Source organism: Acinetobacter sp. YH12131, from assembly GCF_013418635.1.
Taxonomy (GTDB): Bacteria; Pseudomonadota; Gammaproteobacteria; order Pseudomonadales; family Moraxellaceae; genus Acinetobacter; species Acinetobacter towneri.
Genome location: NZ_VPBQ01000001.1, coordinates 543887 through 561945 on the forward strand (window position 1 = coordinate 543887; position 18059 = coordinate 561945).

Below are 18059 nucleotides of genomic sequence, written 5' to 3' on the forward strand. Positions count from 1 at the left end.
AGAGATGAAGTTGGCTTTTATTGGATTTGTTATCACCCTACAATTTTATGTTACCCGATTGGTTTAAAGCTACGATGAGCCTTTAATTACGCTAAATTATGGAAATAAATAATTAAAAATTAGATGTTTCATTTTATTTTAAAATATATAATTGAATTATATTTCACGTATGTTTTAGATAATGACAAAATTAGACAATTCAACAGGAATAAGCTATTTCTTAGCAGATGATGTATTAAAAGATAAAAATATACGAGATGCAGAAAACAGTGCATGGCAGGATTTTTCGACAAATTCATCGCAAATTACTAATAACCAATTTGGCGGAGCTGGATATTTTGCTGAAACTCATCATGCGGCTAGTTATAACGTAAACCAAGCAAATTCGGCACAAGACGATCGTGCACATCTAGTTAACAGCCGTGAATTTGGTTCAATAGATATTACTACTGATTCAGGTCTGGCATTTAATCCAAAATATTTTGCAACAGCGGAACAAAGCTATGCAGCTGGGGCAAAATTATTTACTGATGAATCCGGTGCACTAGTCGCAAAATATGCTGGTCAGCAGATTATTGTACCAAGTGATCAGTATCATGAAATTTCAATGCTACATCAACGACATTTAGAACAAGCACAAACATCAGGTCAAATAGACCAATATGAAGCCTTAAGCCAAATCAGTTTTACAGATCGGATAGTTGATACAAATGGTATTGAATCATTACCGTTAAGTTATGCAGAAGCACATGCTGGCAAGCAGGCATTACAATCTGGTGAAACCCCATTTTTTGCGCAACAGCATTCTTTTATAGATGGTGCAGGTGAGTTTGCCGGTAGTTCGATAACAGCGGTGGCATTTGTTAGTGCTATTGAGTTAGGTCCAGTTTTACTAAAAACACTTAACCAAATACGTCAAGGTGATTTGACAGTCGATACGGCTAGTTCCGCTTTGATGGCAGACTTAAGACAAAATCAAACTTTAAATAATATACAAGTAGGAAGTTTAAAGGCTGTTACTGCTGGTGGTCTAACACTTGTGACTGAAATGAATGCAGGTATAGCAGCATTTTTAGTCACATTTTGTTGGGATGTAAAAGAGATCTATACAGCTTATCAGAATGGATTAATTAATGAAAAAACATTCTGGCAGGCAATTCAGCAAGCTGCCGCAAATCGTGGCCTACAAAGCTTACTGGTGACTGCTGCAGTTTCGATAGCAGGGCCAATCGGTTTGCTTGCTCCTGTACTAGCACAATTTTTATTTCAGAACATGCAACAGAGCCGATGGTTTGAACATGGATTTGAACAGATGGCAAGTGGCTGGATGCGTACAGTTAATGAAGCTGCACAGATTTCGACTCAGCAATGGCAATTGGCATGCACGAGTTATCAAGCAGTAATGAATGAAAAAAATCAGAGACCCCAAAAAGGGGAAGACAATCAGGCTAATCAAGATTATATGAATAATTTTAATGATGTCATTAGAGAAAATCACCAACTTGATGAAATTAATATTCCGGATGTAGAGGGTCAAATGATGATTTCTCAATTAAGTGAAAAAAACCTTAAATTATTAATTACCCAACAGAGCCCATTCGAAGTTCAACAAAGTGTTGATCATTTCTTAATTGAAAATCAAAATAATCGACAAATTATAGAAAGCGCAGCTCTTGATGCATTAAATGTTTTGGGGCCTCAGGACAATGTAAAAAAATCTTCGATTCATTTCTTAAAGAAAATTAAATTAGCAATTCTTGACCCAGCGCAGTTACAGAATGAATCGAATGAACAGACGCGTGCACTTCTCACTGCACAGATGGCAGCATTGCGGATGCTACAAGGACTGCAATCTGAACAGCGCCTTTCAATTGAATTCATTGCTATTGTACAAACTCAGCTAAAATTAATTCAGCATAACCTCACTTATTTGCAACAAGAATATCAAGATGCTTTCCAAAAGATCTATGTTTCAATGTCTATAGGCTATCAAACATTACGCCAAGAGATTAATCGACATGAAAAACGTATTTCTAAGCTTGAAAAACACTCCTTATTGCAAGATTGGTTGAATTTGAGTCATGTACAAACAATACATGGAATGCGTTTCAGTGAAATGTCAAAAGAACTTAGACTATGTAATGCGGTAAATAACTTTATTCATCAAACGGAAGGCATGTGGAAAGGTAGAGATTTACTTTACTTGCAGGCATTTTTAGAAAAAGTAGGTATTGAAGATTTAGACCCATCAATATTCTTGCTCTCCTTTAGAGATCAACCTGATTTACAGAAAAATTTATTATATCAATTAAAACAAATTAAGCAGGTAGAAGAGGGTCAAGAGTCATCCTTAATGATTTTTAATCATTTAAAGAGTGATAATTTTGATCAAAATAGTCATCAAGTAAATGATCTATATCTAAAGCATGTCGAGTCTATTAAAGGGATATCGATTTGGGATTTAACATTATTTTTACTTTGGCAATTAAAATCTGCAGGATTTACACCTTATCGAATCACAACAATCGATCAACAACGCCAGAGTTGGTTAGATGCATTGGCAGAGATGGAAAGCTTAGTTGATGAAAAAATTATATCCCAATCCCTAAAAAAGCAAATTGAACAGCTTAAAAAACAAATTACTAGCTTTAAATTGTCGGTGCCATTGATCGGGAAATTCAGTGTTGGTAAGTCCACGTTATTGAATTCATGGTTAGGGCAAAATATTCAAAGCACAGATTTAAGAGCATGTACTTCATATCCAACAGAATTTCATTATGCTGAATATAGTGAACAAAAGGTCATTGTGGTCAGTGGAACTGAGCAAGAATCTATATCAACTGAATATGAGTTGGCACATTACCAAACATTGAGAGCACAGCATATTTTAGACATTGATAAGATTCATCATGTAGAAATGTATTTACACAATGCTGTATTAGCACAACATCCAGATTTAGTCTTAGTTGATACCCCAGGACTTGAATCTAATATCGGTTCACATGAACAAGCACTCATTCGGTATTCAGGAACAGCACATAGTAGTTTTATTTTGTGTGTATCCAAAACCCATTTAGGTGAAGCAGAACAACAATTTGTAGCGCGCCAATATATGTTTGGTAAACCACTATCGTTACTCATTTGCCAAGAGGATCTGATCGCGCAAGCAGAACGTGAGTCAGTACGGCAAACAGTTGCACAACAAGCAGGGATTGATTTGGATTATTCCTTAGTAAGAGGATGTTCAGCACATCAAGGTGATTTAAAAGGTTTTGCAGAAATCTTGAATTATATTGAGGAAAATAAATCAGAAATATTTTCAGAATGTTTCAAACAGCAAATAGAAAGTCTTATTAGTGTTGCTCATAAGAGTTTGCAACAACAGCTTGATTTGGATCAATCTAGAGAGCAATTAGAGTATAAGAAACAACAGATTATAAATGCTCAAACAGAGTTAAGATCACAGTATGAGAAAGAAAAAAATATGTTATTAAGATTGGTTGATACTCGTATTAGCCAAGATGTAATGAATACGATTGAGCAGGTACTCAATAGCCGTCGCTTGTATTATTACGACCTCGTCGTTGAACAATCACAACAATTACAGGCTAGTATCCAGGCCGATATACAAAATGCTTTTCAACTTGCGACACAGCAGTTTTTACACCCAGTGATACATCGATCGGCTACGAAATTAAATACAGCAGTCGATTTGACACAGCTACATGAATTAAATGAAAAAAATCATATTGCACATTTAACACTTGAACAAAGTCGAGCAAAGGAAGCAGCCGTACTTGGCGGTGTTGCAGGTGGAATTGCGGCATTGGCTTTAGGTGTAACAATACCTTTCTTAGTTTTACCAGGATTAATAGGTGGATTTCTATTTGCTGAAAAACAGCAATTAGAAAAAGCACGTCAAGTGGTTGATCAGCACTTAAATAGCATTGCGATTCAGCTTCTAAGCTCTATCCAAGAGCAATTAAAACAGCAAACCAAACATTGCTTTGAGCAAATTTATCTTGATCTTGAACAGTATCTTGCTGATCAAAATGAAAATATTGAAAAAATAGAAGCCCAGTTATCTACTGATTTAGAACAGCGTAACTTACTAAAACAGCGTGTTGCAGTAGCTTGTCAAAATATGCAAAACCTACTTAACCAGTCGAAAGAAATTTCATCTCAATATTTGTTGGAGCAATAAGGAATTACCATGCAAGATTTTGCGAGTTTTAGTTTTGATATTCCCAATGAAATCGAGACAGAAGTTGATTCGACCTTACAGCCAAAAATTAATTTAGTGAAGAAGTTATTGGTACAACCTCAAATACCTTCAGAGCAAGAACATACGATTAAGGTAATTAAAACCTCTATCGAAGAATCGATATTGTCCTTATTAGTTCAAATTGATTATGAAATTTGGGATGAAAGTTCAGGAAGAATTGATAGTTTAATTAATCAAATTATACGAAATATTTTGCATACTGAATTAGTGAATAAAAACGAAATATTACTAAAGATACCGACTACTTTTGACACGAGAGATTTTAAAAACTTTCTCAAACAGATCAATATTGATCTTAGTGAGCTAGGCACACATATTTCAACCAACTTTACACAACATTACTTTTATCATTCGGAAAATCAACTTACGTTCGTAAATTACTTGGGACACAAAATAAAGTTTGTTCAGAAAGACATATATGAACTACAGCTAGTTGATATTTATGATGATTATAATAAATTGATTTCAGAAAGCTTTGTTGGGTCTTCTGCTTGGCCATGGAATGATTTGAGCCTAACAGTCCAGCATCAGAGTGATTTAGAGCAATATAAACAAGCGAAACAAGCTCAAATTATCCTGTTGCCTTGTCAGTCGATGGATGACTTCTCTGACCTCTGTACTCTTGTTAAAGATAATTTGTTTAGCGAGACATATATTGTGCTTTGGGTGGGTGAACAATTTAATCTTGAACAACAAGATTTAATGATGAAGGTTTTAAATAGTCATGTAGCAAAATTAGATGGTATAAGTATTTTCCAGAAAAACCTGAAAACACTATATGGAAAAAATTTATGTGATTGGTTAAATACACACAATCGTCCTGTTATCAATCATAGTGTTGAAAAATTAAAATTTATTTTGCTGCAATTAAAAGAGAAATTGCGAAAAAAAATTGAGCAATTACAAAGTGAAATCCAGTTATATACTAAAGTTTGTCTTCATGAGGATGAATTTTCAACATACGAAAAAAACTTAGCTCAAGAAACTTTAAAAGAACTACGTAGCGATTTTCAAACCAGTAAAATTTTAATTGAACAATTTATAGAAAATGTAGATGCAATATCTCATTTATTTAAGAATATATTGCCAGAAGATTATTTTGAGAATGAAGCACAGAAGCAAGAATTTGACTATCAAAGAGCGCAAATGCTTTTAGAGAATGGATTTTATTCTGAAGCATTACAGTATCTGAAAGATCTAAATCAACAAGGCATGGATGTCATTCAAGATATTATTTTAATCCTCGCTAACCATTTTGATGAGCTTAAAAATGTGAGTTTAGAGGAGCGTTTTGAGTGGATCCAAGCCGCAAGTAAGTATTCTCCTAATAACAGTTACTTTCATAACTTATTAGGAATCTGTTATGAACAGGGTCTTGGCTGTGTACAAGACTTTGTTTTGGCATTTCAAGAGTATCAACTTGCATCAAAAAGTGATTCTGAATATGCAATGAATAAATTAGGTGAATTCTACTTAAGAGGTCAAGGTATAGCGGCGAATGAGGAAAAAGCATTTGAATGCTTCAAAGAGGCATCTGAAAAAAATAGCGATGCTAAATTTAATCTAGGTTGCTGTTATTTATATGGTTGGGGAATAGCTGAAAATGAAAGACAAGGTTTTAACTATTTAAAAGAAGCTGCTGAGCAAAATAATGTAAATGCACAAAATTTGTTGGCGGATTGTTATTTGTATGGTTGGGGTATAGCGCAAAATGATGAGCAGGCATTCCTTTGGTATATGAAAGCAGCAGAGCAAGGTTTTGTACCTGCACAATATTCAGTAGGGTGGTGTTATCTCTATGGACATGGCACATCGATTAATGATGGAATTGCTGTCGAATGGCTTTTAAAGGCAGCAGAATTTAATAATAGTGATAGTCAAAATTTATTAGGTGATTGTTTCTTAAATGGCTGGGGTGTAACTCAAAATGATCATCAAGCTTTTAATTACTATTTAAAAGCGGCTGAGCAAAATCATGCTGCTGCACAATACTCTGTGGGTTGGTGTTATTTAAATGAGCGCGGCACTGAAAAAAATCATAAAAAGGCGTTTGATTATTTTTTAAATTCGGCTACACAAGGTCATGCCAAAGCCCAAAATAGTTTAGGTGATTGTTACTTTTATGGTTGGGGTGTAGAAAAAAATAATGATTATGCATTTCATTGGTTCCAAAAATCGGCAGATCAAAATTACTCTGAAGCGCAGAGTAACCTAGCTTTTTGTTACCAATATGGAAGTGGAGTAACAAAGGACTTAAATTTAGCTTTTCAGTGGTACAAAAAGGCGGCTATGCAAGACCATCCAAGTAGTCAAAATCAACTAGGGAACTGTTATTTAAATGGTTGGGGAACTTTAGAAGACGAAAAAATAGCATTTGGTTGGTATGAAAAGTCAGCAAGTCTTGGATTTTTTGATGCTGAAAATAATTTAGGCCGATGTTACTCCTATGGTTGGGGGGTGCAGAAAAATCCGACTAAAGCATTTGAGTGTTATGAGCGTGCAGCAAATAAAGGATATGCTGGGGCACAGTATAACGTCGGTATTTGTTTATTAAATGGAGTAGGTGTTAAAGAAAATAAAAGGGAAGCTTATCAATACTTTGTACAAGCTGCAGAACAGGGAAATAGTGATGCTCAGAATATGCTGGGATTATGTTATATCCATGCACTTGGTACTCCAAAAGATGAGTATCAGGCAGCTCATTGGTTTGAATTAGCACGTCAGCAAGAGCATATTGATGCTTATTTTAATTTGGGCTGTGCGTATTTACATGGTATGGGGGTTGAAGGAAATAGAAATAAAGCTTTTCGGTATTTTGTAAAAGCATCAAAAAATGGACACATAGAAGCACAATATAATTTAGCAGGTTGTTATATAGAGGGTTGGGGTACTAGTAAAGATCTAAATTTGGCTAAAAAGTGGCTTAGAGAAGCAGCAGATCAAGGCCATAAAGAAGCGCTTCAATATTTACAAAGTTTATAAATCTGGATTTTTACAATGAATCAACCTCTTATACTAAATACTCTATCAACGATTTTAAATTCTGAATTCAGAACTGGTTTTATACGTAATGATTTACAGCAACAAATAAACAAAACTATCGGGATTACTGATGCTCAAAGTCTATTGATGAAAGAGCAAAAGTTTAAGGAATTAGTTATTTGTTTAAACGAGTCGCTTTCTAATTATTATCTTGAGGAGAAAAAAGTTATTGGTTTTGGTGGAGGTTTTAGCGCTGGAAAATCTAGATTTTTAAATACGTTTTTAAATATAGATTATTTACCAGAAGCTTTGGAACCTTGTACTGCTGTACCAACTTATCTGGGATATAGTGAAACAACTACTTATTTAGCAAAGAATTTCTTTCAGCAGAATTTAGAGTTATCGCTAGAACAGATACAGCAATTAAGTCATCTATTTGATTCTAACTCAAAAGAACAGCCCCTGCAGTTAGCCCAATTATTAGCACATATATACGTAGGGTTAGAGAGATTCAAATGGCAGCATCTCACATTTTTAGATACGCCCGGTTATAGCAAAGCAGACAGCCAACATCAAAGCAGAACAGATGAGAAAATTGCATTAGATCAATTGAAGCAAGTCGATCATCTTGTTTGGCTAGTGAGTGCTAAAAATGGCACGATCAGAGAGGATGATTTACAGTTTTTATCACAGATTGGGATCCACAAACCAATATTTATAGTTGTCACACAGTCTGATTTAGTAACCAGCAAAGAGCTTCCATCAATTTTAGAATCAATAAAAGCTAATCTTAAGCGTGAAAATATTCATATCGAAGGGATTATGGCTTGGGCTGCTCCGATTCATTCGGTAAAAGGTCGGATGCTTTTAGGTGACGATATTCATGTATGGCTAGAAAAAATTAATACACCTATCCAAAATGAAAGTAGCTTTGAAAAGCTCATTACATTTATTGAAGACTTGATTAGAGGATTAGATAGTAAATCTGAAGATCTAAAGCAATTCATTCAACATCAGCAAAAGCTACAAAAAAAATTACCGTTAGATTTATCTCAAGAACTTGAAAAAAATTTAGATGAGAAACGTATAAAGCGATCGTTATATAAGCGTCATATTAAACAGCTTGTAGAAAGTCAAAGTAGTTTATATTTTGATTATGCAAAGCTTCAACTGGATCAGCATAAACAACACGATGCAATTAATTTTATGGTTGAAGCTGCATGTTTGGGTCTGGCAGATGCTTTAAATTGGTTGGAAAATGAAAAAAATAATTCATCGTATATTCAATATAAATTGGCAGGTATGTATGAACGGGGTGAGGGGGTTGAAAAAGATTTAGATTATGCAATTGATCAATATATCCAGGCTTTAATTGCAGGGAATGAGTCGAGTCTGAAGGCTCTAAATCATTGGGTAGATCAAGGTTATCAATATGCAATAGAAAAGCTTGCAAACTATTATGAAGATTATAAACATGATCTGTTACAAGCAGAACAGTATCACCAAATTTTAGTACAACAGTTTCTATGTCAACCTTCAATTGAGTGGTATTACCAACAGTCTTTAAGCGGTCCAATAGAGATTTTTCAATCTTTTAGAAAACATTTTGCATTGCAATCTCGCCAGTTAGAAATCCAATTTACCTATGCAAAAATTCTTTTTGCTCGCGGGGAAATAGACGAATCTATTGGAATCATGAGCAAGTATGTGGGGGAAGTATCCGTACGTAAGTGGCTAGAAAAGCATGAATCCTCTTGTCCACAAATTAGGTTCCAACTTGCTAAATTACACGCGATAGGTTTGTGTTATCCAAAAAATATTGATTTAGCATTTAATAAGTATAAAGCTTTAGTTGAAGATGATTATCTTCCAGCCTTAGATGCGTTAATACAATTAGCGTTAGAAAATAAGTTTGCTGAAGGTTTTATCTGTGTCGCACAGCTTTATGAAAATCAATTACAAGATATAGACCATGCAATTGAGTACTATTTAGAAGCAATTCAGCTGAAGAGAGCAGATGCTTTAAATTGGCTGATTATGAAAGCAAAAGAGGAATTACCTCAAGCAGTTTTAGCATTACGGAATTTATCTCGAGGAAGCAATCGTCAAGACCTACAATCAGCGTATATTCAATATCTAGAAAAGACAGCTACAGTTGATGATCCGGCACAAGCAATTAGTCTAGAAGCGGTGAATTTTAATAATAGAAAAGCATATGAGTGGATTCGAGTATGTGCTGAGAAGGGTAATAAGCAAGCTCGGTGGTACTTTATCGATTTTTATCAACATAAGTTGGTAAAATCTGAGGAAGATCGAAATCTAATTGCACAATATTGCTATACATTTGCTGTTAAAGGGGATGAAAAAGCTGTTTCACGTTTGTATCCTATCGCTGAAACTCACGGTGGCGAAGCAAGTTACGTTTTGGGTCTGATATATAGCTTCGGATATTCAGTAAAGAAAAACTTAAAAGAAGCAAGCTATTACTTTGAAAAAGGGCATCGTGATGGATTGGATGTTGCAAGTTATAACTTTGCTGCTATTCCATCTCAAAGCAATAAAAAGCCTTACAGTATATTAAAAAATGTAGCTCGCCATAAGATTGTACCTGCTCAAAAAATCACATCATTACCTTATAATTTATTTTATTTATTTGGAGTATTAAGACCAAAACCTACTGACTTTTATTTAAACCCAACCAAGGGTTTAAGAATTCAGTGGTTAATTTTGTCTATATATATCGCTGTTATTTCAGGAGCTGGATATACAGCGTATAAGCATCCAGAAATTTTAAAACAGATTAAAAATAGTATTGTCAGTTTATGGGTGAGCGAAGACATAGATGGTAGAGAAACTTATATTGCAGAGGATACGTTTGTGGATATTTGGGATATCTATAATCATGCGGAGTTAATTTCTAAATTTTATCCACATTCTGACAAAGATATTCATATACAAGGTACTTATGAGTATAAAAATTTAGATAACGAAACTCGATATCTAGTACCAGTACTCAGTGATTATGATCAAGGAAAAAACGTATGTAACGGCTGTCAAGCTCCTATAGATTTCTTTGTATTTAAAAAGCAAGGAGAAGGCTATAAATTAGTTGCACGAAATGAGGAAAATACCATTTTGACTATTGGTCATGGAACAGATAATTCAATGGTTGATCAATTATCGGGTAATGTCATCTCATTTGGTACGAATAAACAAGGGCTGTTATTAACAAGTCGACTTGTAGGATCAGGGATAAGTTTAGAAGAGCCATTTTTAATTTTGATTGATGAACAAGAAGGGCAAATTCGAAATATTGCACATGATTCAATGAAACTTGAAGAAGGTGAGGGTTATATTGGAAGTAAATTTACTTCTAAGTATCAATTTGATGAATCATCAGAACATCAAGGAATTTTTGATTTTATTATCGAGCAAGAAGGTACAGCATTAAATGATAATCGTGAAGTGATTCCACATCATCGTAAACTCACTTATCGTTATACGGATACCCAATTTGAACTATTTAGCGATGAAAATTTATTAGCAAGTATCTCGAATCAAGAGGATGATTTAGATTTTCTCAAATGCTTAGGTTTGAAAGATGGTACTGGAAAACAGGATTTGAATAATAACATTCAGATTAAGCAATATTTTAAATTAGTAAATAATCCTGATGATTATTCAGGTGATTATTACGAAAGTATTTATAAGCCATTAGAAGAAATATCATTATTTGGTGCAAAAGTTAAATCATGGACTGCCGCGCAAGGCTTTAGTGAAGTAATGGTTGATTCTGATATTGTGGAGTTAAGTGAAAATATAAATGTTGTGAAAAGTAATATTAATCATTATTTTAATCAAACACTAGTCTGGCATACGCACGATTCAGCTGATGATGAAATATATACTTTTACAAAGAGTAAAGATAGTTTGTCTGCTTATCTACTAAATCTTAAGAAGTCTTCTTCTAATGAGGTGATATATTCATGTCAACATATTTATGTAAGTAAAGAGGCGAAAGTAAATATGGATGAAAGTTATAAGGTTTTTTTGCAAAGTAGTATTGATAAGTTTATTAAAAGAGAAGAGTTTTAAAATTGAATAATATCGTGCACGTACCAAATATTGAATCCTCAATTAACCATTTAAAAACTATTCTTGAAAAGCATCAAAATCTTTTATTTTCTAATGATGTAGAGCGTTATTTATCTGAGTTAAGACTTTTAAAGAAAAATTATCAAATAAATATCGAAGCAGCTCAGCAAGAAGGTCGTAATTTAAAAATTGCGGTTGTTGGTCAAATGAAGGCTGGAAAATCTTCATTTTTGAATGCTTTATTATTTCCAATTGATGTACTACCTAAAGCAGCAACACCCATGACTGCAGCTTTAACACGATTAGCATATGCAGAACAGCCGTATGCTGAAATTGAGTTTTATAGTATTCAAGATTGGAATGGTATAGAACAATCAGCACACGCATATCAAGCACAATATGAAAAAATCGAACAGGAACTAATTACTGAGCAGCAAGAGCAAGCACCAAAGAGCTTATTTGGTCAAATGCGTAAGTTAAGTTCATCTTTAAAGCCACAAGTACAAGCATCTTCACTACTCATAGAAAGTAAGATTAGTCCTGAACTTCGTTCAAGCCATGAATTGGTACAGATGGCAAATAATCTAAACCTGCGTGAATATTTAGGTACTAAAAAGCGGATTTATGCTGAAAGTTTAGAAGATCTGGCTCAGCAACTTAAAAATTATGTAGGTAGCCAAGGAGAGTATACGGCTATCACTAAAATGTTTTCTATATACATTGATGATAAGCGTTTGCAAGGAATTGAGGTCTACGATACCCCAGGCTTCAATGACCCTGTGATTTCTCGTGGGCAACAAACCCGTGAATTCTTAGGGCAATGTGATGTTGTCTTTTTATTGTCCATTATTAATCAGTTTCTGACGGTTGCTGATTTAAAATTGTTACGAGAACAATTAACTTCAGCAGGGATTGATAACAAAGCAGTCTATTTGATTGGTTCACAACGTGACTTAGTCTTTCGTATGGATCGAGATATTTTAATCAAAGCACAGTTAATGGCACAAAAATATCCTATTGAAGTACGTTCACAAGCAACGATTGCTGCAATGATGCAATTGCTTGACTTAAAAGTTCAGCAAATGGCAGAGGCACAAATTTCCCAACATTTGAATAATCCCGATTTAGATCCTGCATCAAAAGCTTTACTGAATGTCATCAATCAAACTAAGCCAGAGTTAATCTCAGCATTATCATGGCGTATTGCAGAAGGATTGCCAGAACTGAATCCTGAATTACAGGAACAGTACGATGCATTATGTCATGATACGCAGTTTACATTTGAAGCGAAGCAGTTGAGAGAATTTTCTAATTTGCAAAAGCTTCATGTGTTACTTGGCCAACAAAAGCTAAGAAAACATGAATTATTACAGGCTAAATTAGAAAATTTAGAAAATGCACTTATTCAAAGGGTGGAAGCAATTCGCGTAGAATTATGTAAATATATTGAACAAAAGATAGAGTTGTTAGAAAAAAATAGTATCGAAAGCTTATTGAAGCAAAAACAAGCGACGGAATATCATCTTCAACGTGGTAAGTCGAAAATTGATTTGGTGATTAATGATGAATCCTTAAATATAAAAAATAAACTCAATGTACTCATTCAACAATTAAAGGTTGAGCAATATCAGTTTTTGAATATTGAGACTTTGGAAGAAAAAAGAGTTGAGTTTGAAAAGTTTAAAAAAGAAGGATTTTGGGCTGAGATTGCAAGGGAGTTTGGCTTAGGTGGATATGGTCATCGTGAAAAAATCATCGTTACACCTTATGCTCGTGTTCAAGACAGTATTGAACAACTGGAACTATTTGCACAAAACTCAGTTGCTGCATTACAAATGCAATTAACAGAAATTGTTGATATATCGACAATACGTAAAAATGTAACGTTAGCAGCAATCAATTTGTTTGATACCAGTGATCCCGATTTTGATCTAGATTTTTTTAAAGTTCAAGTCAGTGAATGTCTTTCACAGTTTCCTCCACCAAAATTAGAAATCGATATAGATAAAATTACTGATCGTTTAGTGTCAAATTTTGGTCTAGGCCATGTAACAAATGAGCAAATCCATTCACTCAAAAAAGCACATAAAAATGCTGTTCAGCAACTTTCTGAGCATATCATGCAGCTTGCTGAGGGAATACAGCAGGATATTCAGGAGTATTTTGATGATCTTCAACAAATCTTAGTGAATCGTATTATTAATGAAATTCAGCAAAATTTAGATAGTATGATGTTCGATATTCAGCAAAAAGAAGCAAGCATAAAGGGTCTTAATTTATTTAAATCACAATTATTTGAATTTGGCTAGTTTCTATATAAGTTACTAATCTATATTTATATAATTATTGTGCTTGTTGATTTATTTTTATTAACTCCACTATTAAAAAATATGAATAGTAGGAGGTTGTAAATAATTCTGTGTAAATACAGTTTTAAAAATACTTTGTTACACGCTCTTAAAACATGATACTAAAGCGATTCATGGCAGCTTTCCAATTCTGAATGGGCATCGTCCATTTTTTGCTTGCTGCCATAATTGCTAAATATACCACCTTTTTTCACGGAATCATCAGTTGGGAAGATTTTTCTTTTCTTGGTTGCATGGCGGATAACGCTGTTCAATGATTCAATCGCATTCGTCGTGTAAATCGCTTTGCGAATATCCATAGGATAAGCGAAGAACGTGTTGAGATTCGCCCAATTCGCTTGCCATGATTTGCTGATCTGCGGGTACTTGTCATCCCATTTCTGTCCAAACTCAAGATTGCATAAAATTACATCTACAAGAGATCAGTAAAGTTGTGCCTGTAGGTCGTCATGCATTGGTTGTGCTGGATGGAGCATTATGGCATCAAGAAAGCTACAATTTACCCAATGTGACGATCTTAAAGTTACCGCCTTATTCACCAGAGCTTAATCCGATTGAGCAGGTTTGGCAGTACATCAACCAACATTGGCTATCCAATAGGTGTTATGCAAATTATGAAATAATTGTGGAGGCAGCTTGTCAGGCTTGGGGTAATTTTTCAAAGCAGTTAGCTCTGGTGAAATCCATAACAGCACGGAATTGGATAAAACTTTAGTTATTGGGTTTGGTGTGAAAACTATCTGGAAGAAAATCCTCAACCATCCAATCGCAGGAATGGTTACTCTGGCAAGACCGTAAAATCATCCTTCGATTCATTTGAGTTGGAAACATCTCGTGATCGTACCGGTGATTTTGAGCCTCAACTCGTCAAGAAAAACCAAACTCTCTGAAGAGATCGACAGTAAAGTCATTTCGCTACTTGCACTCGGCATGAACTACCGTGATATTCAAAAACATATTGCGGATATTTATGCACTGGATATTTCCGAGGGTGCCATTACCAATATTACAGACAAGCTGAAATGGCGCTGGATGAGCTGAAAGCCAAATAGCGTGATAAATACGAGAAAGTCATTCGTTCATGGCGTGAAAAATGGCATTTGCTTAGTGCCTATTTCAAATATCCGAAAGCTGTAAGGAAGCCGATTTATACCATCAATGCGGTTGAGGCAGTACATCGCGAATTCAGGAAACTAACCAAAACTAAGGGAGCTTTCCCAAATGAAAATAGCCTGCTGAAATTGCTATATATTGGCATTCAACAGGCTTCTGAAAAATGGACAATGCTCATTTAGGTTCAACGAGAGCATCCTCTCAAACGATTACTTGTGCATTAGATCGTTTACGAATGAGCCATGCTTATAGTGTGACATTTGATAATGGCAAGGAATTTTCCGAACACAAAAGAACTACTGATGCCGACATAGAGACGTATTTTGCTGATCCCTCTAAATCTATTTAGCGAGCTAGAAATGAAAATACGAATGGTTTAATCCGTCAATATCTGCCAAAATCATCATCGGTTGATGACGTGTCAAACGAACAAATAGAGCAGATAGAATTTGCATTCAACCATCGTCCTAGAAAAACACTAGGTTGGTATACACCGAGTGAAGTTATGGCTGGTTTTTATACTGTTGCACTTGCCGCTTGAATCCGCCTGATAATAAAAGATTATCTTTCAAATAATCATGTAATGGAACTTTGAGGATATGTTAGACCAATACCCACTTAATGCATTACAAGTGCTGCTAAATAAGGCAAAAACTTATAAATTAGATATGCGGGAAAAGAATTTTTTTGACACAGCTAGTCGTAAGTATTATGAAAATCCAACGACTGAGCTCCTTTCTTTTTTCTTAAATCCTTTAGAAGTCCACAATTTAAATACTTTATTTTTTAATGGATTAATTGATTGCATTGCAAAGAATGTCAATAAAGACCCAGCAACTTTTGGTGAGTTCATATCAGTTGAAACTGAAGTATGTACATTAGATGGAAAACGTATTGATTTAATTATTGAAACGGCTTTGTTGCACAAAGATTTCATAACTATATGATTTTAAAAGTTTTGATTATTTTTTGATCCAAAATTAAATTTATTTAAATCAGTTGCTTACATATTTATGCAACAAAGCCGTGTTAAATAAATTGTAAATTACATACATATTCAATGCAAATGTGCAATAATTATGAAGAAGTGTGAATTTTATCACATTAATGATGGAGGCTTTATGTTAATTATTAATGTGTTGCGGAGAGTTGTTAATGTATAAGGTTTTATTGCTTTTAGTTTTAATATGTATGGGTGGAACTGCTTGTGTATCAAATTATAGGCATCCCTCGGAGTTGCGGTTTTTAGGAAATGAAGGCTGGTTACTCGACATTGCTTAATGTTACAAGAGATGGTTTTCTATGTGCAGACGACACAGAAGGGAATCAAAATTGCCCAATTGAATTTTATATCGACAGTATTAAAGCTGGAAATTTTTATATAAATAATTCGGCTCAATATTCATTAAAACCTGAGACGTATAATTTCAAAGTGAAAAACTGCACTGAAGCATCATGCCAGAGTTGTGATATTGACTTGAACGTAGGGAAGTTAGCGAGCAATGAATTAGTCCTATCTGTCAAAGCTGATGGTATGCCTTTTATTGCCAATAATGGCCAGCCATTAAGTTGTGAGGTAAAACCACATGTTGTTGCACAGGAGCATACAATTTGAGTGGATCTAGCAGCAGATACTTTATTTAAATTTGACGGTTCTTCTTTGAATTATTTATTACCAAAAGGTCGTCAAGAAGTACTAGAAGTTGCATCGCAAATTCGCAACAATTTCTTTTCTGTGAGTCAAATCAAGTTAGTTGGCCATACAGATCGTTTGGGAAATGATAGTTATAACAATCAATTAGGGCAAAAACGTGCAGATACGGTGCGTAACCTATTGATTCAAAATGGTGTGGCAGGGAATGTGATTTCGACAGCAAGTGCAGGCAAACGTCAACCAGTGACCAATGGCTGTTTTGATGTAAAGCAGCTAGAAGCATTACATGCATGTTTGCAACCAGATCGTCGAGTCACGGTTGAAATTACGGGCTTATCTAAGTAATTAGCTTTTAAGTTTAAGAATTATTTAATTTATGTATTGGATCTGTGATGAGTAATTTTATAGTTATTGAAAAAGACTCTCTCAATAAAGTAAGTGTTCATGCTGAACGTATTGTTTTGTCAGAATCAAGCATTGTTCATACAAAAATGAATCGTGATGATGTTGCGGAATTCATTCGTGATGGAAATAATTTAATTTTAAAGCTCAAAAATGGAGAAGTTATTGTTATTGAGAACTTCTTTGTTGTAGATGCGGAAGGGGTTACATCAGATTTAGTTTTTGAAGAAGATGGTTGTGTTCTTTATTGGTTTGATGGTCTTTCTGGTTTTAAAGAAATTTCAGGATTAGAAGCATTATTGCCAGCAGTTGAAGGCAGTAAGCTTGTTGGATTGTTACCTTGGTTGGTGGGTGCGGGTGTTGTTGGTGGTGCTGCGATTATTGACCATAATGATGATAAAAATATTCAGAAAGATACTATTAATGATGCACCAACGATCACGATTACACAGACGAATAACTTCACCGAAGACGCCGCTGGCAATGCGGTCGGCTCGGTGGTAGCGACGTTCAGCACCAACGACGAAGACGGTGATAAGGTAACGGTGACGTTGAGTGACACCATCAACTACGCACTGGACGGCAACACCGTGGTCTTGACTGCGGCCGGCTTGGCCCTAGTCAACAAGGGTGAGGATCTGCCTGCATTCACGCTCACTCCGAATGACGGCGAGGTGAACGGCACGGCTGCCAACGTCGATCCGTCGGTGACAGAGGTTAATGATGCACCAACGATCACGATTACAGAAGTCAACGACTTCACCGAAGACGCTGCAGAGAACGCGGTAGGCTCGGTGGTGGCGACGTTCACCACGTCCGACGAAGAAAACGCCACCGTGACGGTGAAACTGAGTGACACCACCAACTACAAGCTGGATGGCAACACGGTGGTGTTGACGCAAGCGGGTCTGGCCTTGGTCAACCGCGGTGAGAAACTGCCAGCATTTACGTTGACGCCGAATGACGGCACCGTTGATGGTAATGTCGCGACAGTCGAGCCGAAGGTGGAGGCGGTCAACGATGCGCCTGAGATCACGATTACAGAAGTCAACGACTTCACCGAAGACGCTGCAGAGAACGCGGTAGGCTCGGTGGTGGCGACGTTCACCACGTCCGACGAAGAAAACGCCACCGTGACGGTGAAACTGAGTGACACCAG

At 35.4% G+C, this 18059-nt stretch carries 9 protein-coding genes and 4 pseudogenes; 12 read left to right on the forward strand and 1 reads right to left on the reverse strand.

The window, feature by feature from the left end; all coding sequences use genetic code 11:
* The first annotated feature begins 181 nt into the window (after window positions 1-181).
* From FTU66_RS02625 to FTU66_RS02640, 4 genes are read left to right on the forward strand one after another with little or no spacing between them, the layout of a single operon-like run.
* Entirely contained in the window at window positions 182-4204 is a 4023-nt protein-coding gene (locus FTU66_RS02625) for a dynamin family protein (protein ID WP_180112241.1), read from the forward strand.
* A 9-nt stretch (window positions 4205-4213) separates the two neighbouring features.
* Window positions 4214-7267, forward strand: a complete 3054-nt coding sequence (locus tag FTU66_RS02630; RefSeq protein WP_180112242.1) for a tetratricopeptide repeat protein — start codon at window positions 4214-4216, stop codon at window positions 7265-7267.
* Window positions 7268-7282: 15 nt separating this feature from the next.
* The gene (locus FTU66_RS02635; protein WP_180112243.1) at window positions 7283-11362 is read left to right on the forward strand and encodes a dynamin family protein; all 4080 of its coding nucleotides are present in this window, start codon (window positions 7283-7285) and stop codon (window positions 11360-11362) included.
* 14 nt (window positions 11363-11376) lie between these two features.
* Window positions 11377-13671, forward strand: coding sequence for a dynamin family protein (locus tag FTU66_RS02640; protein WP_180112244.1), 2295 nt, complete (start codon window positions 11377-11379; stop codon window positions 13669-13671).
* Between the two features lie 148 nt (window positions 13672-13819).
* Here FTU66_RS02640 and FTU66_RS02645 read toward each other — a convergent pair.
* Window positions 13820-14108 (reverse strand): annotated as a pseudogene (locus tag FTU66_RS02645) (transposase); the annotation flags it as partial.
* A gap of 56 nt (window positions 14109-14164) precedes the next feature.
* Between FTU66_RS02645 and FTU66_RS13600 the strand changes: the two are divergent.
* From FTU66_RS13600 to FTU66_RS02675, 8 genes and pseudogenes are all read left to right on the forward strand, one after another.
* On the forward strand, window positions 14165-14446 hold the full coding sequence (locus FTU66_RS13600) for a transposase (RefSeq protein WP_180112245.1): 282 nt from the start codon (window positions 14165-14167) through the stop codon (window positions 14444-14446).
* 25 nt (window positions 14447-14471) lie between these two features.
* Window positions 14472-14772, forward strand: a pseudogene (locus FTU66_RS13760) (transposase).
* Window positions 14748-15014 (forward strand): annotated as a pseudogene (locus FTU66_RS13765) (transposase); the annotation flags it as partial. The pseudogenes FTU66_RS13760 and FTU66_RS13765, both read left to right, overlap by 25 nt.
* A 5-nt stretch (window positions 15015-15019) precedes the next feature.
* Window positions 15020-15385 (forward strand): annotated as a pseudogene (locus tag FTU66_RS02660) (IS30 family transposase); the annotation flags it as partial.
* 58 nt (window positions 15386-15443) lie between these two features.
* The gene (locus FTU66_RS02665) at window positions 15444-15791 is read left to right on the forward strand and encodes a PD-(D/E)XK nuclease family protein (RefSeq protein ID WP_180112246.1); all 348 of its coding nucleotides are present in this window, start codon (window positions 15444-15446) and stop codon (window positions 15789-15791) included.
* Window positions 15792-16096: 305 nt separating this feature from the next.
* The gene (locus FTU66_RS13605) at window positions 16097-16459 is read left to right on the forward strand and encodes a hypothetical protein (protein WP_257222038.1); all 363 of its coding nucleotides are present in this window, start codon (window positions 16097-16099) and stop codon (window positions 16457-16459) included.
* A complete protein-coding gene (locus tag FTU66_RS13610) occupies window positions 16460-16843 on the forward strand; it encodes an OmpA family protein (RefSeq protein ID WP_373683963.1) in 384 nt (127 codons plus the stop codon). It begins immediately after the preceding gene.
* A 47-nt stretch (window positions 16844-16890) separates the two neighbouring features.
* A partial coding sequence (locus FTU66_RS02675; protein WP_180112247.1) for a BapA prefix-like domain-containing protein occupies window positions 16891-18059 on the forward strand: 1169 nt, incomplete at its 3' end.

Coding starts and splice junctions, on each gene's coding strand:
- FTU66_RS02625 (WP_180112241.1), top strand. CDS start 182: ATGACAAAATTAGACAATTCAACAGGAATAAGCTATTTCTTAGCAGAT.
- FTU66_RS02630 (WP_180112242.1), top strand. CDS start 4,214: ATGCAAGATTTTGCGAGTTTTAGTTTTGATATTCCCAATGAAATCGAG.
- FTU66_RS02635 (WP_180112243.1), top strand. CDS start 7,283: ATGAATCAACCTCTTATACTAAATACTCTATCAACGATTTTAAATTCT.
- FTU66_RS02665 (WP_180112246.1), top strand. CDS start 15,444: ATGTTAGACCAATACCCACTTAATGCATTACAAGTGCTGCTAAATAAG.
- FTU66_RS13605 (WP_257222038.1), top strand. CDS start 16,097: ATGAAGGCTGGTTACTCGACATTGCTTAATGTTACAAGAGATGGTTTT.